The 25721-nt window shown below is 70.4% G+C and carries 20 protein-coding genes and 1 riboswitch; of the genes, 15 read left to right on the top strand and 5 right to left on the bottom strand.

The features are described 5' to 3' along the window. Positions 1 to 19: 19 nt before the first annotated feature. Complete coding sequence (locus ACWGSM_RS09020) at positions 20 to 1612, bottom strand: cytochrome ubiquinol oxidase subunit I (RefSeq protein ID WP_452322576.1); 1593 nt, start codon at positions 1610 to 1612, stop codon at positions 20 to 22. Between the two features lie 146 nt (positions 1613 to 1758). Between ACWGSM_RS09020 and ACWGSM_RS09015 the strand changes: the two genes are divergently transcribed. Both ACWGSM_RS09015 and ACWGSM_RS09010 read left to right on the top strand, forming a co-directional pair. Beyond that, on the top strand, positions 1759 to 2115 hold the full coding sequence (locus ACWGSM_RS09015) for a BlaI/MecI/CopY family transcriptional regulator (protein ID WP_452322575.1): 357 nt from the start codon (positions 1759 to 1761) through the stop codon (positions 2113 to 2115). Positions 2116 to 2119: 4 nt separating this feature from the next. After that, positions 2120 to 2929, top strand: coding sequence for a M56 family metallopeptidase (locus ACWGSM_RS09010; RefSeq protein ID WP_452322574.1), 810 nt, complete (start codon positions 2120 to 2122; stop codon positions 2927 to 2929). A gap of 159 nt (positions 2930 to 3088) precedes the next feature. Here the strand turns inward: ACWGSM_RS09010 and cydC are convergent, their stop codons facing one another. The 3 genes from cydC to rarD all read right to left on the bottom strand — a co-directional run bounded on the left by cydC (position 3089) and on the right by rarD (position 11080). Then, positions 3089 to 6475 (bottom strand): thiol reductant ABC exporter subunit CydC, encoded by a 3387-nt coding sequence (gene cydC, locus ACWGSM_RS09005; protein WP_452322573.1) that lies wholly within the window; start codon positions 6473 to 6475, stop codon positions 3089 to 3091. 78 nt (positions 6476 to 6553) lie between these two features. Further along, on the bottom strand, positions 6554 to 10114 hold the full coding sequence (gene mfd / locus ACWGSM_RS09000; protein ID WP_452322572.1) for a transcription-repair coupling factor: 3561 nt from the start codon (positions 10112 to 10114) through the stop codon (positions 6554 to 6556). A 9-nt stretch (positions 10115 to 10123) separates the two neighbouring features. Next, a complete protein-coding gene (rarD, locus tag ACWGSM_RS08995; protein WP_452322571.1) occupies positions 10124 to 11080 on the bottom strand; it encodes an EamA family transporter RarD in 957 nt (318 codons plus the stop codon). 85 nt (positions 11081 to 11165) lie between these two features. Between rarD and ACWGSM_RS08990 the strand changes: the two genes are divergently transcribed. From ACWGSM_RS08990 to ACWGSM_RS08935, 12 genes are all read left to right on the top strand, one after another. After that, on the top strand, positions 11166 to 11729 hold the full coding sequence (locus ACWGSM_RS08990; protein WP_452322570.1) for a GNAT family N-acetyltransferase: 564 nt from the start codon (positions 11166 to 11168) through the stop codon (positions 11727 to 11729). Between the two features lie 38 nt (positions 11730 to 11767). Then, positions 11768 to 12631, top strand: coding sequence for an Fpg/Nei family DNA glycosylase (locus tag ACWGSM_RS08985; RefSeq protein ID WP_452322569.1), 864 nt, complete (start codon positions 11768 to 11770; stop codon positions 12629 to 12631). A 56-nt stretch (positions 12632 to 12687) separates the two neighbouring features. Then, positions 12688 to 12830: riboswitch (FMN riboswitch) on the top strand. Positions 12831 to 12876: 46 nt separating this feature from the next. Beyond that, on the top strand, positions 12877 to 13965 hold the full coding sequence (ribD, locus tag ACWGSM_RS08980) for a bifunctional diaminohydroxyphosphoribosylaminopyrimidine deaminase/5-amino-6-(5-phosphoribosylamino)uracil reductase RibD (RefSeq protein ID WP_452322568.1): 1089 nt from the start codon (positions 12877 to 12879) through the stop codon (positions 13963 to 13965). Then, a complete protein-coding gene (locus ACWGSM_RS08975; RefSeq protein ID WP_452322567.1) occupies positions 13965 to 14603 on the top strand; it encodes a riboflavin synthase in 639 nt (212 codons plus the stop codon). The genes ribD and ACWGSM_RS08975 overlap by 1 nt, the downstream gene beginning before the upstream one ends. Beyond that, positions 14600 to 15868, top strand: coding sequence for a GTP cyclohydrolase II (ribA, locus tag ACWGSM_RS08970; protein ID WP_452322566.1), 1269 nt, complete (start codon positions 14600 to 14602; stop codon positions 15866 to 15868). The genes ACWGSM_RS08975 and ribA overlap by 4 nt, the downstream gene beginning before the upstream one ends. Next, entirely contained in the window at positions 15865 to 16341 is a 477-nt protein-coding gene (ribH, locus tag ACWGSM_RS08965; protein WP_452322565.1) for a 6,7-dimethyl-8-ribityllumazine synthase, read from the top strand. The genes ribA and ribH overlap by 4 nt, the downstream gene beginning before the upstream one ends. Before the next feature lie 31 nt (positions 16342 to 16372). Beyond that, on the top strand, positions 16373 to 16729 hold the full coding sequence (locus tag ACWGSM_RS08960; RefSeq protein ID WP_452322564.1) for a Fe-S protein: 357 nt from the start codon (positions 16373 to 16375) through the stop codon (positions 16727 to 16729). Positions 16730 to 16873: 144 nt separating this feature from the next. Beyond that, positions 16874 to 18046 (top strand): ABC transporter substrate-binding protein, encoded by a 1173-nt coding sequence (locus ACWGSM_RS08955; RefSeq protein WP_452322563.1) that lies wholly within the window; start codon positions 16874 to 16876, stop codon positions 18044 to 18046. Between the two features lie 21 nt (positions 18047 to 18067). After that, a complete protein-coding gene (locus ACWGSM_RS08950; RefSeq protein ID WP_452322562.1) occupies positions 18068 to 18946 on the top strand; it encodes a branched-chain amino acid ABC transporter permease in 879 nt (292 codons plus the stop codon). After that, on the top strand, positions 18946 to 20697 hold the full coding sequence (locus tag ACWGSM_RS08945; protein ID WP_452322561.1) for a branched-chain amino acid ABC transporter ATP-binding protein/permease: 1752 nt from the start codon (positions 18946 to 18948) through the stop codon (positions 20695 to 20697). Before ACWGSM_RS08950 ends, ACWGSM_RS08945 begins: the two co-directional genes overlap by 1 nt. After that, the gene (locus ACWGSM_RS08940) at positions 20690 to 21415 is read left to right on the top strand and encodes an ABC transporter ATP-binding protein (RefSeq protein WP_452322560.1); all 726 of its coding nucleotides are present in this window, start codon (positions 20690 to 20692) and stop codon (positions 21413 to 21415) included. Before ACWGSM_RS08945 ends, ACWGSM_RS08940 begins: the two co-directional genes overlap by 8 nt. Continuing rightward, on the top strand, positions 21412 to 22638 hold the full coding sequence (locus tag ACWGSM_RS08935; protein WP_452322559.1) for an alpha-hydroxy acid oxidase: 1227 nt from the start codon (positions 21412 to 21414) through the stop codon (positions 22636 to 22638). The genes ACWGSM_RS08940 and ACWGSM_RS08935 overlap by 4 nt, the downstream gene beginning before the upstream one ends. Before the next feature lie 3 nt (positions 22639 to 22641). Here ACWGSM_RS08935 and ACWGSM_RS08930 read toward each other — a convergent pair whose 3' ends face one another. Then, positions 22642 to 23673 (bottom strand): S66 family peptidase, encoded by a 1032-nt coding sequence (locus tag ACWGSM_RS08930; RefSeq protein WP_452322558.1) that lies wholly within the window; start codon positions 23671 to 23673, stop codon positions 22642 to 22644. Between the two features lie 90 nt (positions 23674 to 23763). Between ACWGSM_RS08930 and ACWGSM_RS08925 the strand changes: the two genes are divergently transcribed. After that, complete coding sequence (locus ACWGSM_RS08925) at positions 23764 to 25662, top strand: ABC transporter ATP-binding protein (RefSeq protein ID WP_452322557.1); 1899 nt, start codon at positions 23764 to 23766, stop codon at positions 25660 to 25662. The last annotated feature ends 59 nt before the right edge of the window (positions 25663 to 25721 follow it).

Raw genomic sequence — 25721 nt, 5'->3', positions numbered from 1 at the left:
TCAGTTCCTCTCGGGCCGGTCAGTATGCGAAGGCGAGCACGTCGTCGCGTCGGTCGGGGTCGGGTCGGGTGTCGTCGCCGTCGTCCGGATGCCCGGATGCGGCGAGTTCGGGCATCGAGGCGGCCACGCCGCCGCGCACGTACTTCACCATCAGGTAGAGCTCGATCACGAGCATCACGCCGTACACCGCGGTGAGGGTGATGACCGAGAAGAGCATCTCGCCGGCGGTGACGCCGGGTGAGACGGCTGCCGCGGTGAACATGAAGACCCCGTCGATGCCGGTCGCGTCGGGGTTCGGCGCGACGACGAAGGGCTGGCGCCCGAGCTCGGTGAAGATCCAGCCGGCGATGTTCGCGGCGAACGGCGCCACGATGCCCAGCAGCGCGAGGCGCATGATCCACGGCGAGCTCGGCACGGTGCCCTTGCGGGTCAGCCACAGCGCGACCGCCCCGCCGAAGGCGACGACACCGCCGAGGCCGATCATCAGCCGGAAGCCCCAGTAGGTGACCCACATCACGGGCACGTAGTGCACCTCGGTGCCGGCCATGTCGCCGTAGAGCGCGTTGTCGGGGATCGTCTTGCCGTACTGGTCGACGTACTCAGGCTCGAGGTCCTTGATGCCGGGCATGTCGGCGCCCCACTCCCCCGTGCCGAGGAAGCCGAGCACGCCGGGGATCTCGATGAGGGTGATCACGTCGGCACAGTCCTTCGACCCCGGGTCGCCGAGCGAGAGCACCGAGAACGACGAGCCGGTGTGGCAGGCGGCTTCCGCCGCCGCCATCTTCATCGGCTGCTGCTCGTACATCAGCTTGCCCTGGATGTCGCCGGATGCCACGGTGCCGAGGAACCCGGCGATGGCCACGATCGCGCCGAAGCGAAGCGACCAGATCCAGACGCCGTGGTCCTTCTTGTCACGCCCGGGCACGGCATCCGCCTGTCCGATGATCACGCGACCGGTCTCGTCGACCGAGTCGATGCCGTCGTGGCGGCGTCGCCACAGGTGGTACCACGAGATGCCGAGAAGGAACATGCCCGCCACGACGAGAGCGCCGAAGATCGTGTGGGTGTAGGCGGCGATCGCGGTGTTGTTGGTGAGCACGGCCCACACGTCTGTCATCACGGGTCGCCCGTCAGCGCCGAGTTCGACGCCGACCGGGTGCTGCATCCACGAGTTCGCGACGATGATGAAGAAGGCCGAGATCCATGATCCGATCACGGCGCACCAGAGCGCCGCGAGGTGCAGCCCCTTGCGCAGGCGGCCCCAGCCGAAGATCCAGATGCCGAGGAAGGTCGACTCGACGAAGAACGCGAGCAGCCCCTCCATTGCCAGCGGTGCGCCGAACACGTCGCCGACGAAGCGGGAGTATTCGCTCCAGGCCATGCCGAACTGGAACTCCTGCACGAGCCCGGTGGCGACTCCGACGATGAAGTTGATCAGGTAGACCTTGCCCCAGAACTTCGTCATCCGCAGGAACTTCTCGTCCCCGGTGCGCACCCACCGCGTCTGCATGATCGCCACCATCATGCCGAGGCCGAGAGTGAGCGGCACCATCAGGAAGTGGTAGACGGTGGTGATGCCGAACTGCCAGCGGGCGATGTCGAGAACGTCCACTCGGTTTCTCCGTTCGCGAGGGGGATGGCGGTCGTCCGCCACAACTATTCTACGCTTCGTAGAACTTCTTCGACACACGATAGAACATCTTCGACAGGGAGTAGAATCGGAGGGCCGGACAAAATGCGTGAAGGAGGGATGCGCTCATGGGAACGCTCGGAGAACTCGAACGCGCCGTGATGGATGCCATCTGGGATGCCGATCGGGCGCTCAGCGCATACGACGTGCAGAGCCAGCTCGAGACCGACGGTCGAGCGCTGGCGGTCACCACGCTGCTGACCGTGCTGTCGCGCCTGGAGAAGAAGGGCTTCGTCGCGTCCGACCGCTCGGCCCGTCCGCACCGGTACACCGCCGTCGCCTCTCGGACCGACCACGTCGCGGAGCTCATGCACTCGGTGCTCGGCGACGCCGGCGATCGCGCCGCCGTGCTCAAGCGCTTCGTCGGCGGAGTGTCGCCCGAGGATGCCGCCGTGCTGCGTCAGCTGCTCGGCCGATCAGGCTGACCGAATGCTGACGGTCGTGGCCGACGCCGCGCAGAGCGGCGCCCTGGTCATCCCGCACGGGGTCGTCATCTTCGGCGCGATCGCGCTGGGTCTGGTCTCGATCGCGCTCGCGTGGCCGGTGCCTGTCGCACTGTCACTCGCATCGTGGCCGATGCGCGCCCCCGTGATGGCGCTGCTGCTTTGGCAGGCGATCGGCCTGGCCGGCGGGCTGTCGATGATCGCGGCGCTCGCTCTGACCGGTTACGCCGCACTGCCCCGGCATCCGTGGCTCGCACCGACGGCCGCCGTCCTGTTCACCATCTATCTGCTCGTCCATCTCGGCGCGACGATCGTGCAGGTGACGAAGCAGCGCCACCGTCACCTCGCGCTGCTCGAGATGCTCACCTCGCCGCATCCCACCCGCGCACGCACGCGGGTGATCGACGAGGCGGTGCCCATGGCGTACTGCCTGCCGAACGGGCCGCGATCGGTCACCGTGCTCTCGCAGGGGCTGCTCGACCGCCTGGATCCCGACGAGCTGGTCGCGGTGATCGCTCACGAGCGCGCGCACGTCGAGCAGCGGCACGACCTGCTGCTGCTCGCGTTCCGCGCCTGGCGGTCGGCGCTGCCGTGGTTCCCGATCGCGGCGCGGGCGGAGGTCGAGGTGGCCGCTCTCGTCGAGATGCTGGCCGACGACCACGCGCGCCGCGAGGTGCGTGACGAGGTGCTCGCCCGGGCGATCCTGCAGGTGGGCGCGAGCGGAGTGCCCGGCGCCGATCAGCCCGTGTCGGGATCGATGCGGGTGAGCGACCGGTTCCGCCGGCTCGTCGGCTGACGCACAGCCACGTGCGCTGTCTCGGGGGCCGCGCTCGACTCTGGCACCGCGCGAGCGCAGGCGAACACCCGAGCACAGGAGAGGTCCGCCCTGATCGGGCCTACCTCCGCGTGTTCGCCTGTTCTCGATGAGTGCGGCCCGACCGGGAGGCGCGACACCTCACCCGGCCACGGACACCGCGCGGGCCCCGAGCCGCACGACGGCGTCGCCGTGACGGCGATCGGCGCGGCGGTGCGAGACGAGCACGACGATCCGATCGGCGGTGGCATGGCGCACATCGGCCATCATCGCCGCGGCCGTCGGCCGGTCGAGGTGCGCCGTGGGCTCATCGAGCAGCAGGATCTCGGCTCGCGTGAGCAGGGCCCGCGCGACGGCGAGCCGCTGACGCTCGCCGCCCGACAGCGCAGATCCGCCGGGGCCGACCCGCGCGTCGAGATCGCCGCCGAGGATGCCGAGCAGCTCGGCGAGACCGGCCTGCGCGAGCACATCGCGCAGCGCATCGTCATCGGGTGCGTCGTCGCGGTCGCGGGCGAGCAGCAGATTGCCGCGCAGCGTCGAGTCGAAGACGTAGGCATCCTGGGGGCACCACGCGACCCTGTCCCGCCAGGCGCTCTCGTCGAAGGTCGCGATCGACTGCCGGTCGGCGGTGATCGCTCCGGATGCCACGGGCAGCGCCCCCATCACGGCCGAGAGCAGTGTCGACTTGCCGGAACCCGACGGCCCGTCCAGCACGAGCCACCGGCCCCGGTCGACCTCGGCGGTGACGTTCTCCACTGCGGGGGCGGGCGTGCCCGGATAGCGGACCGTGACCGAATCGAGGGCGAGGCGGGACACGGCATCCGGAGTCGTCGTCCCCCACTGCGCACTGGGCGCCGGCCGCAGCACGACGTCGAGACGGCGCAGCAGCGTGTGCAGCGCCGGCAGGCGGTGCACAGCGGCAACGAGCGCGGCGAGCGGCTCGAGCAGGGCGAGCGACAGCAGCGCCACGACCGACGCCGACTCCGCGGGCAGGTCGGGCGAGAGCACCGGAACGAGCACGGCGAGCATCGTGGTGGCGATCGTGATGACGGCCGCGCCGAGTCCTGCCGACCATGCGGCGCGCCTCTCGGCGACGGCGAGCTGCACAGCGTGCGCGTCGAGCTGCCGCAGTGCGTCGTTCGCGATCCCGTTGCCGCGCAGGTCGTCGGCGGCCGCGGCGAGGACGGCGGTCGAGCGCACGATGCCCGACCGTGCCCGCACCCGGTCGAGGGTGGCACCCCGTTCGCTGACGATGGCAAGCAGTGACGCGATGGCGACGGCGGCGATCAGCACGCCGGCGACCAGCACGGTGAGGTGCGGGGTGATGAATGCCGCCGTGACGACGGTTCCCGCGATCACGAGCACGCCCGCCCCCAGAGGCGGGATCACGCGCGGCAGCTGATCGCGCAGGTCGTCGGCGAGGGTGACCAGGTAGTCGAGCGGGGCTCCGCCCTCGAGCAGTCGCCGGGAGCCGGCACCGCGGGCGGCGATGGCTCGCCAGAGCCGCAGGCGCAGCGCATCCACCACGAGGAATGTCGCGCGGTGCGTGACCAGCCGATCGGCGTAGCGTCCGGCCGCGCGGCCGATGCCGAAGGCGCGCACGCCGACGATCGCGACGAGGAGGTACATGATGTACTCCTCGACGCTGGCCCGCACGATCAGCCAGCCCGACACGGCGGTGAGGGCGACTGCGAGCCCGGCGGCGAGGGCGGAGAGCGCCATCGACGCGGCCCAGAGCCAGGCGTGCGGGCGCAGCAGAGAGGCGAGGGTGAGGCTGCGCCGGCCCGTAGACGGTGGCGAGGTGAACGACGACGAGGCCGAGTCGGACGGATGCTCGGGCGCGACCGGCCCCTCGGAAGGCGAATCCTCCTGCGTCCGCAGCTCGCGAGCGCCGACGCCGACGTCGTCGATGGCCGCATCGCTCACCGGGACGAACCGGTCGGCGAGCGCCAGGGTCTCGGGCTCGTGACTGGCGAGCACGATCGCGCAGCGCCCGGCGCGGCGCCGCACGGCGGCACGCACGAGGTCGGCCGCGACCGGGTCGAGGTGTGCGGTCGGCTCGTCGAGCACGAGCAGGCGGGCGCCGGCATCCACCCGCGCGAGCGCACGCGCGACCGCCAGGCGCCGCTGCTCCCCCGGGCTGAGCTCGGCGACCGCGGCGTCGGCCAGCGGCCCGAGACCGAGCTCGTCGAGGGCGTCGGGCCCGGCGCCGTACAGGGCGAGCTCTTCGCGGGGCGTCGCGGCGAAGGCGCGCGGCGCCTGGGACGCCCAGCCCACGGCATCCGGATCGGCTCCGCGAACCGAGCCCGAGACGGCCGCCTCCGCGGGCAGCACTCCGGCGAGCGCACCGAGCAGGGTCGATTTTCCCCCGCCGCTCGGGCCGGTGATCGCCGTGATGCCGGATATCTCGGCCGTCACCGCGCGCAGCGCGGGCGCCTGGCGGCCGGGGTAGGTGACGGTCAGGGCGTCGACGCGCAGCGGGCCCGTCGGATCGACGCGCACGTCACGGCGGGCCGGTGCGCCGAGCATCACCTTGGCGCGCTCGAGCGCGGAGAGTCCATCCTGGGAGGCGTGGAAAGCCGTGCCGACGTCGCGCAGCGCGGTGAAGCACTCCGGCGCGAGGATGAGTGCGATGAGGGCAGGCTCCAGCGCCATGGTGCCGTTCAGCAGTCGCAGGCCGAGGAACACGGCCACCACGGCCACCGAGATGGTGGCGATGAGTTCGAGCGCGAGCGCCGACAGGAACGCCCAGCGCAGCGTCTCCTCGGTGCGCTGCCGGTAGCGGCGCTGGATGCCGTCGAGTGCGCGCGTCTGCTCGTCGACGCGGCCCAGACCCACGAGCACGGGCAGTCCGCGGGCGAGTTCGGTGAGGTGGTCGGCGAGGCGGGTGAGCGCGGTGAGCGCCGCGTCGGTGCGCTGCTGGGTGTGCTTGCCGATCAGGATCATGAACAGCGGCACGAGTGGCACGGTGATCACGATGATGAGGGCGCTGAGCCAGTCGGCGCCGAGGATCCTCACGCCCACCAGCAGCGGCACGATCGCCGCGCCGATCAGGGCGGGCAGCGACTGGATGAAGTAGTCGTCGAGATCGTCGAGCCCGTCGGCGGCGAGCACGGCGGTGCCGCCGCCGGATCGATCGCCCTCCGCGATGCGACTCCACAGGCGGCGGCGCAGATCGCGCTTGACGTCGGTGGCGACGCGGCGCGAGACGACCGAGGTGGCCCATTCCGCGCCGGCCCGCAGCAGCGCTCCGGCGACGCCGAGGATGAGGATGCTGCGGGTGGCGTCGAAACTGAGACCGGATGCCGCGAGGCCGGCGATCCCGCGGGCGACGGCCTCGGCGATGAGCACGAGCCCGAGTGCGCGGGCGGCGGCGAGCAGACCGAGAGCGTACAGCGCCCGCTTCGGCACCGCGGAGAGATCGGGTCGACGGCGCGGAGCCTGAGGGCGCGACGCCTCGATCGCCCAGGGGTCGTTCGGAACGCGGTCGGCCTGAGTCCGCTCGGCCTGGATCGTCTCGGCGCTCACGGCCCAATTCTACCGGGCGTAGAAGTCTGGTGCGGACCGCCGTTCACCTCGAGCGGCTCCACGACAGCCCAGCCCCGCTCAGACGCTGACCGACTCGGCTTTCACCGGCTCGGGGAACATCGCGGTGAAGAGGTTGCCGACCCATTCGATGAGGTCGGAGTCCGTCGGCATCGGCACGACCAGCGCCTCGCCCCCGCCGACCAGCTTCGCCTTCGGGTACAGCCGCTGCAGGCGCACCTTCATCGAGTCCTCGAAGCGAGCCGGGGCGATGCGCAGGTTGGACCCCATCGCGACGACGTCCGACAGCCCGGCTCGTGCTGCGCGCCGGCGCAGCCGCGCGACCGTCACCAGCGTGGTGACCTCGTCGGGGAACGCCCCATACCGGTCGACGAGCTCTTCGACGACGAGATCGATCGCATCGTCCGCGGCCGACACCGTAGCCGCCGACGACAGCTTCTGATACGCCTCCAGGCGCAGCCGCTCGCTGTCGATGTAGTGCTCGGGGATGCGGGCATCCACCGGCAGCTCGAGACGCAGCTCGACCTCGGAGTTCGTGTCCTCGCCGCGGAACGTCGCCACGGCCTCGCCGATCATGCGCAGGTAGAGGTCGAACCCGACGCCGGCGATGTGGCCGGCCTGCTCGGCGCCGAGCAGGTTGCCCGCGCCGCGCAGCTCGAGATCCTTCAGCGCGACCTGCATGCCCGAGCCGAGGTCGTTGTTGACCGCGATGGTCTGCAGCCGGTCGGCGGCGGTCTCGCTCAGCGGCTTCATCTCGTCGTAGAGGAAGTACGCGTATGCCCGCTCGCGAGCGCGGCCGACCCGCCCGCGCAACTGGTGCAGCTGCGACAGTCCGTACTTGTCGGCGCGGTCGATGATGATCGTGTTGGCATTCGCGATGTCGAGGCCGGTCTCGATGATGGTGGTCGAGACGAGCACGTCGTACTTGCGCTCCCAGAAGTCGTCGACCACCTGCTCGAGCTGATGCTCGCCCATCCTCCCGTGTGCCACGGCGATCCGGGCCTCGGGCACCAGCTCGGCGAGCTCGGATGCCACCCGCTGGATCGACTGCACGCGGTTGTGCACGAAGAACACCTGCCCCTCGCGCAGGATCTCGCGGCGGATCGCCGCGGCGATCTGCTTGTCGCTGCGCGGGCCGACGAACGAGAGGATCGGATGCCTGTCCTCCGGCGGCGTCTGCAGCGTCGACATCTCGCGGATGCCCGTGACCGCCATCTCGAGCGTGCGCGGGATGGGTGTGGCGCTCATCGCGAGGATGTCGACGTTCGTCTTCATCTTCTTCAGCGCGTCCTTGTGCTCGACGCCGAAGCGCTGCTCCTCGTCGATGATCATCAGCCCCAGGTCCTTGAAGATGACCTGGTCGGTGAGGATGCGGTGCGTGCCGATGACCATGTCTACCGACCCGTCGAGGAGTCCCTGCAGGGTGAGCCGCGCCTCTTTGTCGGTCTGGAACCGCGAGAGCGCACGCACCTGCACCGGGAACCCGGCGAAGCGCTCGGTGAACGTCTCGAAGTGCTGCTTGACGAGCAGGGTCGTCGGGACGAGCATCGCGACCTGCTTGCCCTCCTGGATCGCCTTGAATGCGGCGCGCACGGCCACCTCGGTCTTGCCGAAGCCGACGTCGCCCGAGAGCAGGCGGTCCATCGGGATGGGCCGCTCCATGTCGGCCTTGATCTCTTCGATGGTCTGCAGCTGGTCGTGGGTCTCGGCGAACGGGAACGCCTCCTCCAGCTCGCGCTGCCAGGGGGTGTCGGGCCCGAACGCGTGACCCTTCGAGCTCATCCGGGCCGAGTACAGCTTCACCAGCTCGACGGCGATGTCGCGCACGGCCCGCCGCGCCTTGCCCTTGGCTGCGGCCCAGTCGCTGCCGCCCATCTTCGACAGGGTGGGCGCCTCACCGCCGACGTACTTCGAGAGCATGTCGAGCTGATCGGTGGGCACGAACAGCTTGTCACCCGGGTAGCCGCGCTTCGCCGGCGCGTACTCCAGCACGAGGTACTCGCGGGTGGTCTTGACGGCGTTGCGCCCGCCTGACGACACCTCGCGCTTGGTCATCTCGACGAAGCGCCCGATGCCGTGCGTGGAGTGCACGACGAAATCGCCCGGCTTCAGCTGCAGCGGATCGACGACGTTGCGTCGCCGGGAGGCCAGCTTCTTGACCATGCGCTGGTCGCCGCCGATCGTGCGGCCGTAGAACTCGTTGTCGGTGAGCACGGCGATCCGCGCATCCGGCACCTGGAAACCCGACTCGACCGAGCCTGCGACCAGGGTCGCCACCCCGCCCTCCGGCTCGTCGACGAGACCGTCGACGACGCGCGCGGCGAGGCCGCGGTCGCTGAGCACGTCGCGCGCCCGCTCGACCAGACCCTGCCCCGACGAGATGATGACGACCCGCCAGCCCTCACCGAGCCGCGCCTCGACGAACGAGATCGCACCGTCGACGTTGCCGTGGAATGACGGGATGACCGATGAGTCCAGGTGCTCGGCGGCGTCGTCGTCGGTGGCGAACGGCGTCACCCGCCACCACACGCCGTCGCGCTCGTGGACGATCTCTCGCATGCGCGCGAGGCTGATGAAGTCGCCGGCTCCGAGACCTGTGCTGAGCCCTGTCGAAGTATCGATGGGCGCCGATGCGCCTGACGTGGCGGCGCTCCACGCCGCCTCGAGGAACTCGCGATTCGTCTCGCCGAGGTTGTGCGCGCGAGAGCTGGCGCGCTCCGGGTCGACGACCGCGATGGCCGACCTCTCGGGCAGGTACTCGGCGAGCGTCACGAGGGGACCCGCGACGACGGGCAGCAGCGATTCCATGCCCTCGACCGGGATGCCCTGCGACATCTTCTCGAGCATCGCCGACATCGCCGGGAACCGGGCGATCAGCTCGCCCGCGCGCTCGCGCACGTCGGCGGTGAGCAGCAGCTCACGGCTGGCGGCGAGGGAGACCGCGTCGACATCGCCGGGCAGGGAGCGCTGGTCGGCGACCGAGAAGGCGCGGATCTGATCGACCTCGTCGCCGAAGAACTCGACGCGCAGCGGGTGATCGGCGGTGGGCGGGAAGACATCGAGGATGCCGCCGCGCACCGCGAACTCGCCGCGGCGGGAGACCATGTCCACTCTCGAGTAGGCGCGCTCGACGAGCTGCTCGATCGCATCCTCCAGCTCGATGCCGCGCCCGCCGACCCGCAGCTCGAGCGGAGCCGCGTCGCCGAGGTTCGCCGCGAGCGGCTGCAGGGCGGCGCGCACCGAGGCGACGACGACGAGCGGCTTCTCGCCCGTCCAGGTGACGACGCGGCGCAGCGTGTCGAGCCGCTTGCCGACCGTGTCGGGGCTGGGGCTCAGCCGCTCGTGCGGCAGCGTCTCCCACGCCGGGAAGGTGAGGATCTCGGTGTCGCCCAGATAGGCGCCGAGCGCCGCGGCGACCGATTCGGCGCGGCGACCGGTCGGGGTGATGATGAGGGCGGATGCCGGCTTGCCGGACGATGCGCGCTTGCGCAGCAGCCCCGCGATGATCGGGGCGTCGAGCCCGTCGACCGCCGAGATCTCGGCATCGGTCTGCGCCCAGTTGAGGGCGTCACGGTACAGGTTCGCCTCTTCCAAGGCGCGCAGAATCCCCGGAACAGTCACCGGACGATTCTAGTCGCGACGGTCGGCGTCGGGCTCGCCGACTCCCGGCGCACCGGGATCGCTCGGCAGCGGCAGGTCGCCGCGCCCCCGGCGACTGCGCCGCGACCCCCGGAAGCCCTCCACCGCGAGCACCGCGAGTGCGATGGCGAGGATGACGTAGACGAGGGCGTCCGCGCCCTGCATCCGCTCGCCCAGCAGCAGCGCAACCCCGACGAGCAGAACGGGCTCGACGTAGCTGAGCAGGCCGAACACCGGCAGCGGCAGCAGGGTCGCCGCCGCGAGGTACAGCGACATCGCCGCCGCACTGGCCAGGCCTATGCCGAGCAGGCCCGACAGCTCGGCGCCCGAGATCACGCCGGGTGCCGCGGTGGCGAGGAAGAGCACCGCGAGCGGCACCATCAGCAGCGATTCGGCGCCGAACACGATCGGGCCGTCGAGCCCGAAGCGCTGGCGCACCACGAAGTACACCGTGTACGGCAGGCAGATCGCGAGCGTCACCCACGACAGCTGCGGGGTGGCGGCGATCTTCACCGCGACGGCGACAGCGGCGAGGGAGACGACCAGCCACTGCATCCGGCTCACCGGGGAACCCAGCAGGAAGCGCCCGCCGAGCACGAGGCAGATCGGCAGCAGCAGGTAGCCGAGCGAGGTGTCGAGGGCGTGCCCGTGCATCGGCGCCCACATGAAGAGCCAGAGCTGAAAGCCGATGATCGCGGCGAGGCCTATCAGCAGCAGCGGCATCCACCATCGCGCGCGCAATCGTCGTCCGAGCAGGCGCAGCTGCTCGCGTGCGAGCGGATGCAGCAGCGCGAGCGCATAGCAGGCGAAGGTCACGAGCACTCGCCAGGCGAAGACCACCTCGGCGGACGAGCTCAGCACGCCCGCGAGGAAGAAGATCCCGCCGAACAGCAACGAGGCGAGCACCGACGCGAGTACGCCGCGCGGCGATGTGTGCTGCACCGCCACGTCCGCCTCCTTCTGCGCACCGCCGACCGCGGGCACCCCTCGTTCCAGGATATCGACGCGGGCCGGCTGCGGATAACGTTGCCGGATGGAACCCGTCTCCCTGGTCACCGAGCGGCTCGTGCTCAGCATCCCGACCGAAGCCGACATCGACGCGATCACCGCCGCCTGTCAGGATCCCGAGGTGCCGCGCTGGACGACCGTGCCGAGTCCATACACCCGGCAGCACGCAGTCGACTTCGTCGAGCTCGTCGCGGCATGGTGGGCGGACCGCGTGGAGACCGTATGGGCGATCCGCAAGGACGGCGTGCTGGCCGGCATGATCGGGCTGCACCGGATCACCGATCACACGCACGGCGGCGAGGCCGAGATCGGGTTCTGGAGCGTCGCCGACTTTCGAGGTCAGGGTGTGATGGTCGAGGCGGCACGAGCCGTGATCGACTTCGGGTTCGACGAGCTCGGGCTGGTGCGGCTCGCCTGGCGGGCGGTCGTCGGCAACGTCGCCTCCGCCCGCACGGCGCGCTCGCTCGGCTTCCGCTACGAGGGAACGCTGCGCCAGAGCCTGACCAGCCCGCGGGGCCGGGATGACGGGTGGATCGCCGGGCTTCTGGCATCCGACGACCGCGCACCGGTCGCGTGGCCGGTGCTGTGAACCGCCCTCGGCCGCCGCGCGCGTGACAGGATGACGGCATGCCCGAGATGCCGGAGGTACAGGGACTGGTCGATTTCCTCGCGGCCCGCGCGGTGGGGCGCACGGTCACGCGCGTCAGCGTGGCGGCGATCGCGGCGCTGAAGACGTTCGATCCGCCGGTGACAGCGCTGCAGGATGCCCGGATCACCGGCGCTGCGCGGCATGGCAAGTTCATCGATCTGGTCCTCGGCGACGATCTGCACCTCATCTTCCACCTCGCGAAGGCGGGATGGCTTCGCTGGTACGACGAGCTGCCGACCACCCTCATCAAGCCGGGCCGCAGCCCGATCGCGGTGCGGGTCGCACTCGACGACGGCAGCGGGTTCGACCTCACCGAGGCGGGCACCAAGAAGTCGCTCGCGGTGCACGTCGCTCGTCACCCGAGCGAGGTGCCGGGCATCGCCCGGCTCGGCCCGGACCCGCTCGACCCCGCTTTCACCCGCAACGCGTTCGCCGCCCTGCTCACCGGTCGCCGCACCCAGATCAAGGGGCTGCTGCGCGACCAGGGCCTGATCGCCGGCATCGGCAACGCGTACAGCGACGAGATCCTGCACGCGGCGAAGATGTCGCCCTACGCGCCCGCCGCGAACCTCGACGACGCCGAGGTCGACCGGCTGTACGACGCGATGAAGCAGACGCTGCGCGAGGCGATCGCCGAGGCGGCCGGCAAGCCGCCGGCGGATCTGAAGGACGCCAAGCGGCGAGGCATGCAGGTGCACGCCCGACGCGGCGAGACCTGCCCGGTGTGCGGCGACACGGTGCGCAGCGTGTTCTTCGCCGACCGGTCGCTGGAGTACTGCCCCACCTGCCAGACCGGCGGCAAGGTGCTCGCCGACCGACGGCTCTCACGACTGCTGAAATGACGCACCCCGGACGGGGAATGAATCGTCACGGGGCACGTTGACTAGACTCAGAGCATCAACGTGCTCCGGGGTCGGTGTGAATCCGAACCGGCGGTGACAGTCCGCGAACGCCTGGCGACAGGCGCCGATCCGGTGGAAATCCGGAACCGACGGTGATGCGAGCATCCGCTCGCTAGTCCGGAAGAGAGGCAGCACGTGGCGCGCGCGTGCGCTGCAGACCCCGGGCACCCAGAGAAGGATGACCGATGGCAGTGACCGAGGCCGAACGCGATGCGATGCATCGCGCCCTCGCGCTCGCGGGCATGGGTCCGCGCGGTCTGAATCCTCAGGTGGGCGCCGTCCTCCTCTCCCCCACAGGCGGTGTGATCGCCGAGGGCTGGCACCACGGTGCGGGCACCCCGCATGCCGAGGTCGACGCGCTCTCGCAGCTCGCCCCGGGACAGGCATCCGGTGCCACCGCCGTCGTCACGCTCGAGCCGTGCAACCACACCGGACGCACGGGACCCTGCGCGCAGGCCCTGATCGACGCGGGCGTCGCGCGCGTCGTCTACGCGCTCGACGACCCGGGCGACCTCTCCAGCGGCGGCGGCGATCGACTCCGCGCGGCGGGTGTCGAGGTCGTCGGCGGCGAGCAGGCGGATGCCGCACGACACCTCATCGACGACTGGCTGACCGTGCAGCGGCTTGGCCGGCCGCACGTCACCGTGAAGTGGGCGCAGAGCCTGGACGGCAGGGCCGCGGCATCCGACGGCAGCAGCCAGTGGATCACCGGCTCCGGCGCGCGCGCCGACGTGCACCGACGCCGGTCCCAGGCCGACGCGATCGTCGTCGGCACCGGAACCCTGCTCGCCGACGATCCCGCGCTCACCGCGCGTGACGGCGATGCTCTCTACCCGCACCAGCCGATCCCCGTCGTGATCGGCTCACGAGCGACTCCCCCGCACGCCGCCGTGCACAGGCATCCGCACACACCGGTGTTCTACGACACCCGCGACCTGCCCGCCGTGCTCGCCGATCTGCGCGACCGCGGCGTGCAGCGCGTCTTCGTCGAAGGCGGGCCGACGCTGGCGAGCGCGTTCATCGGCGCCGGCTTCGCCGACACCGTGCTCGCGTACATCGCGCCTGTGCTGCTCGGCGGCGAGCGGCTCGCACTCACCGACATCGGCGTCGCCTCGATCGGCGACGCCCTGCGCCTGCAGGTGGAGCAGTGGATGCCACTCGGCGCCGACCTGCTCGCCATCGCGCATCCCGTGGAATCCGTCGCGGGACGGGCCGACCTGCTCGCCACCGCACACCCCGCCACGGACCCCGTCGCGGGACAGGAAGGAAGCTGATGTTCACCGGAATCATCGAGGAGATCGGCGAGATCGCCGCGATCTCGGCATCGGGCGACGGATGGCGGCTCACCGTGCACGCCCCGAAGGCCGCAGCGGATGCCGTGCACGGCGAGTCCATCGCCGTCAGCGGTGTGTGCCTCACCGTCGTCGGCGCGACCGAGACGACCTTCGACGCCGACGTCATGAAGCAGACCCTGGACGTGTCGGCGCTGGGCGCCGTGCAGGTCGGCACCCGGGTGAACATCGAGAAGGCCATGCCGGTCGGCGCGCGCCTCGGCGGACACATCGTGCAGGGGCACGTCGACGGCGTCGGCACCGTGCTCGAGGTGCGCCCCGGCGCCCAGTGGCGCGTGCTGCGCATCAGCCTGCCCGCCGAGCTCGCACCGCTCGTGGTCGACAAGGGCTCGATCAGTGTCGCGGGCACCTCGCTGACGGTGAGCGCGGTGAGTGCGCCGAGCGCAGTCGGGCAGGACGAGCACCGGTTCGAGGTCTCGCTCATCCCGGAGACGCTCGAGGCCACGATCCTCGGTGCTCTCGAGCCCGGCGACATCGTCAACCTCGAGACCGACATCCTCGCCCGTCATGTGGAGCGCCTTCTCGCGTTCCGCTCCGCCCCGGAAGGAGGCTCGCGATGAGCCTGTCCCCGCTCTCCGACGCCCTCGACGCGCTGCGCGCCGGTAAGCCGATCATCGTCGCCGACGACGAGAACCGCGAGAACGAAGGTGACATCATCATCTCCGCCGAGCTCGCCACCGCCGAGACGATGGCCTGGATGGTGCGCTGGACCTCGGGTCTCATCTGCGCCCCGATGCCCGCCGACCTCGCCGACCACCTGAACCTGCCGCCCATGGTCGAGACCAACGAAGACGCGCGCACCACGGCGTACACCGTGAGCGTCGACGCCGCCGAGGGCATCACCACGGGAATCAGCGCCCACGACCGCGCGCTGACCCTCAATGTGCTGGCGAACCCGGCATCCGTCCCCACCAGCCTCATCCGACCCGGCCACATCCTGCCGCTGCGCGCCGTCGACGGCGGCGTGCGCGAACGCGGCGGGCACACCGAGGCGGCCGTCGAGCTGATGCGGCTCGCAGGTCTGCAGCCGATCGGGGCGATCGCCGAGGTCGTGGCCGACGACGGCAGCATGATGCGTCTGCCCGCGCTGCTCGAGCTCGGCGCGCGCGAGGGCGTGCCCGTGATCACGATCGAGCAGCTCATCGCGCACCTGAACGAGGTCGACCCGCGCGACGAAGCCGACTGCCTCGCTCAGCGCACCGGCCGCCGGGTCAGCCTGCGGGCGGACGCCCATGTGCCGACGGAGCACGGCACCTTCCGCTTCCTTGCCTATAAGGACCGCATCAGCGGCACCGACCACATCGCCATCGTGTCGGGCACACCGGGCGAGACCGCGCTTGTGCGCGTGCACTCCGAGTGCCTCACCGGCGAGGCGTTCGGGTCACAGAAGTGCGAGTGCGGCCCGCAGCTGCAGGCCGCCCTCGACCGCATCGACGAGGAGGGCGGCGTCGTCGTCTACATGCGCGGGCACGAAGGCCGGGGCATCGGACTGATCAACAAGCTGCGCGCCTACGCGCTGCAGGAGGAGGGCCTCGACACGGTCGACGCCAACCTCGCCCTGGGCCTGCCCGCAGACGCCCGCGAGTACGCGGCGGCCGCCGGCATCCTCACCGACCTCGGCATCTCGAAGGTGCGCCTGCTCACCAACAACACCGACAAGGTCGAGAAGCTGAAGGCCCTCGGCCTCGACGTCGTCGAGCAGGTGCCGCTGATCGTCGGCGTCGGCCCCAACAACCACCAGTACCTCGAGACCAAGCGCGATCGCATGGGTCACATCATCGGCGCGGACGAACTCGCCCACGCCCTCGGAAAGGACGACGCATGAGCGGCGCAGGAGCCCCCACCCCGAGCACCCCGATCGACGGCAGCGGTCTGCGCGTCGTCGTGATCGCCGGCACCTGGCACGAGACGATCTCGAACGGGCTCATCGCGGGTGCGCAGCGCGTGCTCGACGAGGCCGGCGCCGCGCACACGCTCGTGCGCGTGCCCGGGTCGTTCGAGCTGGCGGTCGCCGCCCAGGCGGCTTTCGCCGGCGGAGCGGATGCGGTGGTCGCGCTCGGCGTGATCATCCGCGGCGGAACGCCGCACTTCGAGTACGTGTCGTCGGCCACCACCGACGGGCTCAGCCGGGTGGCGCTGGATGCCGGCAAGCCGGTCGGCTTCGGGGTGCTCACCCTCGACGACGAGCAGCAGGGGCTCGATCGAGCGGGCCTCGAGGGCTCGAAGGAGGACAAGGGTGCCGAGGCCGCGGACGCTGCTGTGCGCACGGCGCTGGTGATCCGCGCTCTGCGGGGCTGAGCCGCCGCGACATACCGGCTAGCCTGGGGTCATGGAGACCCTGCGCCACATCGTCCTGTTCGTCCACCTCATCGGCTTCGCCGTGCTCTTCGGCGCGTGGGCGGTGCAGGCATACGGCGGCAAGCGCGAGGTCGTGAAGCTGATGCACATCGGCTTCACCATCGCGGCCGTCGCCGGCCTGGCACTCGCAGCACCGTGGGGCCTGCCGGACGGTGCGGAGATGAACTACGCCAAGATCGGCACCAAGCTCGTCATCCTGCTGATCATCGGCGCCTTCCTGGGCATCGGCCAGGCCCGCCAGCGCAAGAGCGGTCACGTGCCGTCGGCGATGTTCTGGGGCATCGGCGTGCTGACCCTGGTGAACGCGGGCATCGCCGTCATCTGGTGAGCCTGAACTGGTGCGCGACCCGGCATATGATCGAGAGGTCGCCACAGCGCCCACCTCGAGGATGATGGTGCGCGCACCCGGTCGCACGAAGTCCGTGTCTCCGTCGGCGATCTGCAGTCACCGCGCCCGTCGATTGGATTCCCCATGCGTTACGCTCTCCGCACAGCCGTCATCCTGTCCGCCTCCGCTCTGGTTCTCGCCGGGTGCAGCAGCACCGACGGCGGCGGCAGCGGCTCCGCCGAAGGCCAGAAGGGCTCGGGCAGCGGCGACTCCTGCGTCATCGAGGGTGCGGTTCCCGTGGGCGCCGCGCTCAGCCTCACGGGTGCCGCCGCGAGCTACGGGGAGTCGCAGCAGAAGGGCCTCGAGCTCGCTGTGGCAGACCTGAACGAGAAGGACGGCGTCGAGTACGAGCTCAACGTCGAGGACGACGGCACCGATCCTCGTCAGGCGATCAGCGTGTTCGAAGGTTTCGTGTCGGGCGGTGAGAGCGTCGTGATCGGCCCCACGCTCTCGAACACCGCGTTCCAGGCGCAGCCCATCGCCCAGGAGGCCGGCATGCCGGTTCTCGCGATCTCGAACACCGCCACCGGCATCACCGAGCAGGGCGACTTCATCTTCCGCGACTCGCTCACCGAAGCCCAGGTCATCCCGCAGACCATCAAGGCCGCCAAGGAGAACCTCGGCCTGAAGAAGGTCGTCGTCATGTACAGCAACGACGACGCCTTCACCGAGTCGGGCTTCAAGGTCATGGAATCGGCTCTGAAGGACGAGGGCGTCGACGTGATCGAGACGCTGAAGTTCTCGGTGAAGGACACCGATTTCCGCAGCCTCCTCACGGCCGCCAAGGAGAAGAAGCCGGATGCCATCGTCGTCTCGGCACTGATCGAAGCGGCCATCCCGCTGGTCACCCAGGCGCGTGAACTCGGCATCGACCAGCCGATCATCGGCGGCAACGGCTTCAACAACCCGGCTCTGATGAAGGACGCCGGCGATGCCGCCGAGGGCGTCATCGTGGGCGCCGCCTGGAACTCCGCGTCCGACAGCCCCGAGAACACCGTTTTCATGAAGGCCTTCGAGGAGAAGTACGGCACGGGTCCCGACCAGTTCGCCGCTCAGGCCTACACCGGCATGCTGATCGTCGACCACGCGGTCCGTGCCGGCTGCTCGGCTGAGCGCGCCGACGTGCAGAAGGGACTGAGCGAGGTCAAGGACCTCGCCACCCCGCTCGGGTCGATCAGCATCAACAAGGACCGTGACGCTGAGCACCCCGCCGTCGTCCAGATCGTGAAGGACGGCAAGTTCGCCGTCCTGAACTGACCTGCGAAGCGAAGAACCGTCATGCAGCAGCAGTTGCTGAACGGCCTGTTCCTCGGATCGATCTATGCCCTGTTCGCCATCGGGTTCACGCTGGTGTTCGGCATCCTCGACCGACTGAACCTGGCCCATCCCGCCGCGTTCGCCGCCTCGGCATTCGTGGGAATCTGGCTCACCGAGTCGTTCGACCTGCCCTTCGGCGTGGTGCTCGTGATCGTGTTCGCGTTCGGCGCCATCCTGGGTCTGCTCATCGAGCGGATCGCCTTCCGCCCGCTGAAGGATCGGCCCGACGCGCACTTCGCCGGGCTGATCTCGTCGATCGCGATGGGCGGGATGCTGATCGCCCTGCTGCAGGCGGTCTTCGGCCCGAACACCCGGCGCTTCCCGGCGGGCACGGTGCCGGATGACGCGATCGAGTTCGGCGGAGTCACCGCCAGCATGCTGCAGATCGTCATCGTCGCCGTGTCGCTCGGGCTCATGATCGCGCTGACCCTGCTGGTCAGCCGTTCATCGCTCGGCCGTTCGATGCGCGCCGTCGCCGAGAACCCGGGTGCCGCCCGGGTTCTCGGCGTCGACGTCGACCGGGTCACGGCGATCACGTTCGCGATCTCGACGGCCCTGGGTGCCGTCGCCGGCGTGCTCTTCGCTCTCAGCGTCAACAGCGCCCAACTGGGCATGGGCAGCGCGATCGAGCTGAAGGGCCTCGCGGTGATCATCGTCGGCGGCATGGGCTCGCTGCCGGGCGCACTGATCGGCGGTCTGGTGCTGGGCATCGCCGAGGTGTTCGCGATTCAGTACGTCGGCTCGAGCTGGCGCGATCTGATCGCGTTCGCTCTGCTCTTCGTCATCCTGCTGGTGCGTCCGCAGGGACTGTTCGGCAAGCGCAAGGTGCGTGAGGTCTGATGCTGTTCACCGAGTCGACCCTCGTCTTCATCGCGCTCAACGGCGTCTTCGCGTTCTCGTTCTACGCCGTGCTCGTGGCGGGCCAGCTGAGCCTCGCCCAAGCGGGTTTCGCCGGTCTGGCGGCGTTCACCGCGGCCACGATCACCCCTCCTCCCACAACGTGGGGACCGATTCCGACGCTGCTGTTCGCGATGGTCGTCGGGATGCTCGTCGGCGCCCTCGCCGCCGTCATCCTGGGGCTGCCGACGATGCGGCTGCGGGGGGTGTTCCTCGCGATCGCGACGCTCGGCTTCGCTGAGGCGATCCGCATCTTCATCCTGAACGCCGAGTGGACCGGCGGCGCTCAGGGCATGGCGGTGCCGAAGGTGATGACGCCGCTGATCGCCTGGATCGTGCTGCTGATCGTGGCGTACTGGTTCTGGCGTCAGGCCCGCTCGCGCTACGGACGCGCCCTCGAGGCCATCCGCGAGGACGAGCTCGCCGCTCGCTCCATCGGCATCAACGTCGGCGGGCACCGCCTGAGCGCGTTCGTCGCCGCCGGTGTGCTCGCCGGTCTGTACGGCGTCATGTGGGCGTACTACCTGCGCCTCATCGCACCGGAGGACTTCGCGTTCGAGAAGGCGATCGACGGGCTGGTCACCGCTGTCGTCGGCGGCACCGCGAACTTCCTCGGTCCGATTCTGGGCAGCGGGTTCCAGACACTGCTGCCCGAGCTGCAGCGCATGGTGGGCATCGACGCGGGATGGATCCGGCCGTTCATCTCGGGCCTGCTGCTGCTTCTCGTGATCCTGTACCTGCCGGGCGGCATCGCCAGCCTCATCCCGCGCCGTCGCCAGCGCATCGATGTGTCGGCTCTCGACACCGCCGAGCCGCTGCCCGGCCGCGCGCATCCCGCCAAGGGCGAGATCGTCGCGGAGCTCACGGGCCTGTCGAAGGAGTACGGCGGCGTGCACGCCGTGCGCAGCGTCGACCTGACGGTGCGCAGTGGCGACGTGGTCGGTCTGATAGGACCGAACGGTGCCGGGAAGACGACGTTGGTCAACATGATCAGCGGCCTGATCCCACCCTCGGCCGGCACGGCCACCGTGCTCGGCGTGCAGGTCGGGCGCACGCCCGTGCACCGCATCGCCGCTGCGGGCGTCACCCGCACGTTCCAGCACTCCAAGCTGTTCAACCGGCTCACGGCCCTCGAGAACGTGCTGATCGGCGCGCACCTCGTCGCGAAGCCGACGTTCCTGCGGCGGCTGCTCTGGCTGCCTTCCGCCCATCGCGACGAGCGGCTCGCCCTCACGCACGCCGCACGCTGTCTGCAGCGCGTCGGCCTGCTCGACAAGGCAGACGACACGGCGAAGAGCCTGTCGTACGGCGATCAGCGCCGTCTCGAGATCGCCAGGGCCCTGGCCGCCGACCCGTCTCTGCTGATCCTCGACGAGCCGGCTGCCGGCATGAACCACGTCGAAGCCGAGGGGCTGTCGACGCTGATCCGCTCGCTGACCGAGGACGGTCTGACGATCATCTTCATCGAGCACAACGTCGGCATGGTGCTCGACACCTGCGACCACATCGTCGTGCTCAACTTCGGCGAGGTGCTGGCCGAAGGCACGCCGGCCGAGATCGCCGCCGACGAGCGGGTCATCGAGGCGTACCTGGGCGCTGCCGACGAAGACGCCGAGCATCCCGGGCGTCCCGCGGCGACCCCGCCCACGCCGACCGCACCGGCCGCGCCTACCTCCGAGGAGAACCATGGCTGAGCCGCTGCTGAGCGTGAGGGACCTGTCTGTCTCGTACGGACGCGTGCACGCCGTGCGCGGTGTCACGTTCGACGTCGCCGCCGGGTCTCTGGTGACGCTGGTCGGCGCCAACGGCGCCGGCAAGTCGTCGATCATCAATGCCATCTCGGGACTCGTCCGCCCCTCGAGCGGGCAGATCCTGTTCGACGGCGCCGACATCACCAAGACCAAGTCGCACAAACTCGTGCCGCGCGGTCTGGTGCAGGTGCCGGAGGGCCGTCAGATCCTCAGCACCATGACGATCGCCGAGAACCTGCAGATGGGCGCGAGGTTCTACGGCGCCGGTGCGAGCGCGGGCATCGATGACATGTACCAGCGCTTCCCCGTGCTGGGCGAGCGTCGCAAGCTGGCGGCCGGGTCGCTGTCGGGCGGCGAGCAGCAGATGCTGGCCATCGCCAGGGCCATGCTGGCGCGGCCGAAGCTCATGCTCATGGATGAGCCATCGATGGGGCTCGCGCCGAAGATCGTCAACGAGGTGTTCGCCGTCATCGACGAGGTGCTCGCCGGCGGCACGACCGTGCTGCTCGTCGAGCAGAACGCCCGCCGCGCCCTGCAGGCTGCCCAGGAGGGTCACATCCTGCAGAACGGCGAGATCGTGCGCTCCGGGGCATCCGATGCCCTGCTCGCCGACGACGACATCATCCAGGCCTACCTCGGCACGGGCCGGTCGACGCAGTGACACTCCCCGACCGGCGGATCCCGCGCCGTATCCCCACCTGGGGTGCGGTGGCGCCGCTGCTCGGCTTCCGGCGCCCGATGCGGAACCGTGTCGATCGGCGGCTGGCGCAGGCGCTGACGGTGAAGGATCTGGCGCGCATCGCCCGGCGAACCACGCCGCGCTCGGTGTTCGATTACGTGCACGGCGCCGCCGAGGACGAGGTGAGCATCGCTCGCGCACGTCGTGCGTTCGCGAGCGTCGAGTTCGAGCCGCGGGTGCTGCACGACGTCGCCGAGGTCGACACGTCGACGACGATCCTCGGCACGCCGGCGTCGTTCCCGCTCATCATGGCCCCGACCGGGTTCACCCGGATGATGCAGCACGAGGGCGAGATCGCCGTCGCGCGGGCGGCGGCGCGGGCCGGTGTTCCCTACACGCTCTCGACCATGGGCACCACCTCGCCCGCCGAGCTGATGCGGGCGGTGCCGGGCGGTGCGAACTGGTTTCAGCTGTACCTCTGGAAGGACCGCGAAGGCACCCGCCGCCTGGTCGACGAGGCGCGGCGCACCGGCTATGACACGCTCGTGCTCACGGTCGACACCCCGGTCGCGGGCAACCGGCTTCGCGATGCACGCAACGGTCTGACGATCCCGCCGACGCTGAATCTGAAGACTATGTGGGACATGGCGTGGCATCCCGAGTGGTGGTTCAACGTGCTCACCACCGACCCGATCGAGTTCGCGAGTCTGCGCTCGTTCGACGGCACGGTGGCCGAGCTCGTCGGCAGGATGTTCGACCCGTCGCTCAAGATCGACGACCTCGCCTGGCTGCGTGAGCAGTGGGCGGGCAAGCTCGTGGTCAAGGGCATCCAGTCGGTCGTCGATGCGCAGCGGGTGGTGGATGCCGGGGCCGACGCGCTCGTCGTGTCGAACCACGGCGGCCGTCAGCTCGACCGCGCGCCCACTCCCCTCCGGCTGCTCCCTGACGTCGCGGCCGCCGTCGGCGACCGCGCCGAGATCTTCCTCGACACCGGCGTCCTCTCCGGTGCCGATGTGCTCGCCGCGGTCGGGCTCGGCGCGGACGCATGCATGGTCGGTCGCGCATACCTCTACGGACTGATGGCCGGCGGCGAGCGCGGGGTGGACCGGATGCTGCAGATCATGCGCGCCGAGGCTGTGCGAACCATGCAGCTGACAGGAGTCTCGACCGTGCGCGAGCTGCGCGGACGGGTGACGCTGGGCTGAGGCTCAGAAGGCGGCGGTGAGCGTCCGCGCCGCGCCGTCGAGGGTCATCTCACCGCCGTAGGGCAGGGTCCATTGCGGTCGCGTGTGCCCGAAGGGCACGCCGACGCACACCACGGCATCCGGGTTGTAACGACCGACCATCTCGAGCACGACATCCCGCTGCGCGGCGCGCAGCGCGGCCTTCTCAGCAGCACCGGGCTGAACTTCGAACGAGCTCACGGGCGGTCGGGCGAACAGCACGCCTGCGACGGCGTCAAGAAGTCCTCGTTCGCCGTAGCCGCGCAGCTGCTCGCGAACTCGCCCTGCCGGGGTGAGCCGCTCGCTCGTCTCGAGCAGCAGAATCGCTCCGGCGAGCTCGTCGTTCGTGGGCATCCGGTCGGCGAGTGCCAGCTGGTCGACCACCTCGAGGCAGCCGCCCCACGTGCGTCCCGTCACGCTCTTCGCAGCGCCCGCCCACGTCCAGGGCTCGGTGGGTTCGCGGTCGCCGTACTCCCTCAGAGCCGCCGGGTCGTCCCAGTGCCGCCCGAAGTCCTCCGACTCCCCCGGCTCGGTGATCTCGATCTCGCCGCCGTCGAGCAGCGCGGCGCGCAGTGAGCGCAGATGCATCTCGTCGACCGCCGGCCCTGGCCCCAGGTGCACCTGCGTCGAGCCGCCGTAGAACCCGGCGACGCCGTGCCGCCACAGCCAGTTCAGGATATTCGTGTTGTCGCTGTAGCCGAGGAAGGGCTTGGGGTCGGCTGCGGCGAGCGCGGGGTCGAGGTGCGGCGTCACGAGGATCTGGTCGCTGCCGCCGACGGTCGCGATGATCGCCCGGATGCGCGGGTCGGCGAACGCCGCATTCACATCGGCGGCCCGCCCCTCCGGGCTCGCGTCGAGCTGCCTCGTCGTCGGGTACTCGACGGGCACGAGGCCGGTCAGCTTCCGCAGACGTCGCATCGCCTGCTCGTGCACCTCGGGCCCCGCCGCCGGCGCGGCGAACGCGGGAGAGAGGACGGCGATGCGGTCATCTGATTGCAGCTTCGGCGGGATCAGCATGCCTCCATCCTCGCCTGCACCGCAGGCCAACAGGCCACACATAAGCCGCGCGGCACACAATGGATCAGCCCCCATCCGAAGAAGGTTCCCATGTCTCGCACGGCGCCCGCACGCCGACGCGGACGTCATGCGCAGCACGACGGCCCGCGCGCCACGTTCCGTCAGCTTCTCCCCTTCCTCCTCGAGCACAAGAAGGTGCTCGCCGTCGTCGCGGTGCTCAGCATCGTCGGCGCGGCCGCCTCGCTCGCACAGCCGCTGCTCGTCGGGCAGCTGATCGCCCGCGTGCAGCAGGCGCAGGCCCTCGGCGCGCTGGTCTGGCTGCTGATCGGCTTGGTGATCGCCGCATCGGTCATCTCGGGATACCAGCACTACCTGCTGCAGCGCACCGGCACCGCGGTGGTGTACTCCAGCCGCCGCAAGCTCATCGCGCGCATCCTGCACCTGCCGATCAGCGAGTTCGACGCACGTCGCACCGGCGATCTCGTCTCGCGCGTCGGCACCGACACGACGCTGCTCTACGCGGTGCTCACCCAGGGGCTCGCGGATGCCGTCGGCGGCGCGATCCTGTTCATCGGCGCGCTCATCGCGATGCTCATCATCGACCCGCTCCTGCTGCTGCTCATCGTCGTCGTGATCGGCGTGTCGGTGGTCGTGGTCGTGCTGCTCTCCGGGCGCATCCGCACCGCATCGGCGGCGCAGCAGCAGAAGGTCGGCGAACTGGCATCCGGAGTCGAGCGAGGCATCTCCTCGATCCGCACCGTCCGGGCGTCCGGCGCCACCGAGCGCGAGACCGCGGCCGTCGAGAACCTCGCGGGTGAGGCGTACGGCCTCGGGGTGCGCATCGCGAAGATCTCGTCGATGGTCGTGCCCGTCGCCGGCGTCGCGCTGCAGCTGTCGCTGCTGGTCGTGCTCGGCGTGGGCGGGCTGCGCGTGGCGTCCGGGGCTCTCTCGATCGCGTCGCTGGTGACCTTCATCATGTTTCTGTTCATGCTGGTGATGCCGCTGGGGCAGGCGTTCGGCGCGATCACCTCGGTGAACCAGGCGCTCGGCGCCCTCGGGCGCATCCAGGAGGTGCTCGACCTGCCGACCGAGACGCAGCACGACGAGCCCGACCCCGCGGCCGCGTCCGCCGCGGTGGTCGGGGCCCCCGCGATCGAGTTCCGCGATGTGCGCTTCCGCTACCCCGACGCCGTCATCGCCGCACGGGAGGCGGCGGCCAAGGAGGCCCAGACCCTGCTCGTCGACGCGCACCTCGAGCGCGCCTCCGAAGAGGGGTCGACAGGCTCAGGGACCCATGATCCTGCTGACCGGGATGTGCTGAAGGGCGTCTCATTCACCGTGCCGCGTGGTGCGCGCGTCGCCCTCGTCGGGCCGAGCGGCGCGGGCAAGAGCACGATCCTCTCGCTCATCGAGCGCTTCTACGACCCGACGGGCGGGTCGATCCGCCTCGCCGGGCACGACGTGCGCATGTACCCACGCGAGCAGCTGCGTGCGCAGTTCGGATACGTCGAGCAGGACGCACCGACCCTCGCCGGCACGCTGGGCGAGAACCTGCGTCTCGCCGCGCCGGATGCCTCGGATGCCGACTGCGAGTTCGTGCTGCGCTCGGTCAACCTCGGCGACGTGCTCGAGCGCAGCCCCCTGGGACTGGGGGCCCCGGTCGGCGAGGACGGCGTGATGCTCTCGGGCGGGGAACGTCAGCGTCTCGCCATCGCACGCGCTCTGCTGACCGAGGCGCCGATCCTGCTGCTCGACGAATCGACCTCGTCGCTCGACGGCGTCAACGAGCAGCGCATGCGCGAGGCGATCGACGCGGCCGCCGCCGACCGCACGCTGCTCGTGATCGCGCACCGTCTGTCGACCGTGGTCGACAGCGACCTGATCGTGGTGCTGCAGAACGGCGTGGTCGCCGGGCAGGGCACGCACGCCGAGCTGCTCGAGTCCACTCCGCTGTACCGCGACCTCGCCCGGCATCAGCTGCTGGTCTGATCGCGCGGATGCCGGGCGGCATCCGCCGCGGCGACCACGTCCTCCACGGACGGGGCGAC

Source organism: Microbacterium sp. NPDC055521 (assembly GCF_053619695.1).
The sequence above is the reverse complement of the archived record's forward strand: the minus strand, read 5'-3'. Positions and strand labels throughout refer to the sequence as shown.

Excerpts from the sequence above, each read along its gene's own strand:
- ACWGSM_RS08960 (WP_452322564.1), top strand. The coding sequence starts at position 16,373 with ATGGAGACCCTGCGCCACATCGTCCTGTTCGTCCACCTCATCGGCTTC.
- ACWGSM_RS08940 (WP_452322560.1), top strand. The coding sequence starts at position 20,690 with ATGGCTGAGCCGCTGCTGAGCGTGAGGGACCTGTCTGTCTCGTACGGA.
- ACWGSM_RS08925 (WP_452322557.1), top strand. The coding sequence starts at position 23,764 with ATGTCTCGCACGGCGCCCGCACGCCGACGCGGACGTCATGCGCAGCAC.
- ACWGSM_RS08985 (WP_452322569.1), top strand. The coding sequence starts at position 11,768 with ATGCCCGAGATGCCGGAGGTACAGGGACTGGTCGATTTCCTCGCGGCC.
- ACWGSM_RS08945 (WP_452322561.1), top strand. The coding sequence starts at position 18,946 with ATGCTGTTCACCGAGTCGACCCTCGTCTTCATCGCGCTCAACGGCGTC.
- ACWGSM_RS08990 (WP_452322570.1), top strand. The coding sequence starts at position 11,166 with ATGGAACCCGTCTCCCTGGTCACCGAGCGGCTCGTGCTCAGCATCCCG.
- ribH (WP_452322565.1), top strand. The coding sequence starts at position 15,865 with ATGAGCGGCGCAGGAGCCCCCACCCCGAGCACCCCGATCGACGGCAGC.
- ACWGSM_RS08950 (WP_452322562.1), top strand. The coding sequence starts at position 18,068 with ATGCAGCAGCAGTTGCTGAACGGCCTGTTCCTCGGATCGATCTATGCC.
- ribD (WP_452322568.1), top strand. The coding sequence starts at position 12,877 with ATGGCAGTGACCGAGGCCGAACGCGATGCGATGCATCGCGCCCTCGCG.
- ACWGSM_RS08930 (WP_452322558.1), bottom strand. The coding sequence starts at position 23,673 with ATGCTGATCCCGCCGAAGCTGCAATCAGATGACCGCATCGCCGTCCTC.
- ACWGSM_RS09015 (WP_452322575.1), top strand. The coding sequence starts at position 1,759 with ATGGGAACGCTCGGAGAACTCGAACGCGCCGTGATGGATGCCATCTGG.
- ribA (WP_452322566.1), top strand. The coding sequence starts at position 14,600 with ATGAGCCTGTCCCCGCTCTCCGACGCCCTCGACGCGCTGCGCGCCGGT.
- ACWGSM_RS08975 (WP_452322567.1), top strand. The coding sequence starts at position 13,965 with ATGTTCACCGGAATCATCGAGGAGATCGGCGAGATCGCCGCGATCTCG.
- ACWGSM_RS08955 (WP_452322563.1), top strand. The coding sequence starts at position 16,874 with ATGCGTTACGCTCTCCGCACAGCCGTCATCCTGTCCGCCTCCGCTCTG.
- ACWGSM_RS09010 (WP_452322574.1), top strand. The coding sequence starts at position 2,120 with ATGCTGACGGTCGTGGCCGACGCCGCGCAGAGCGGCGCCCTGGTCATC.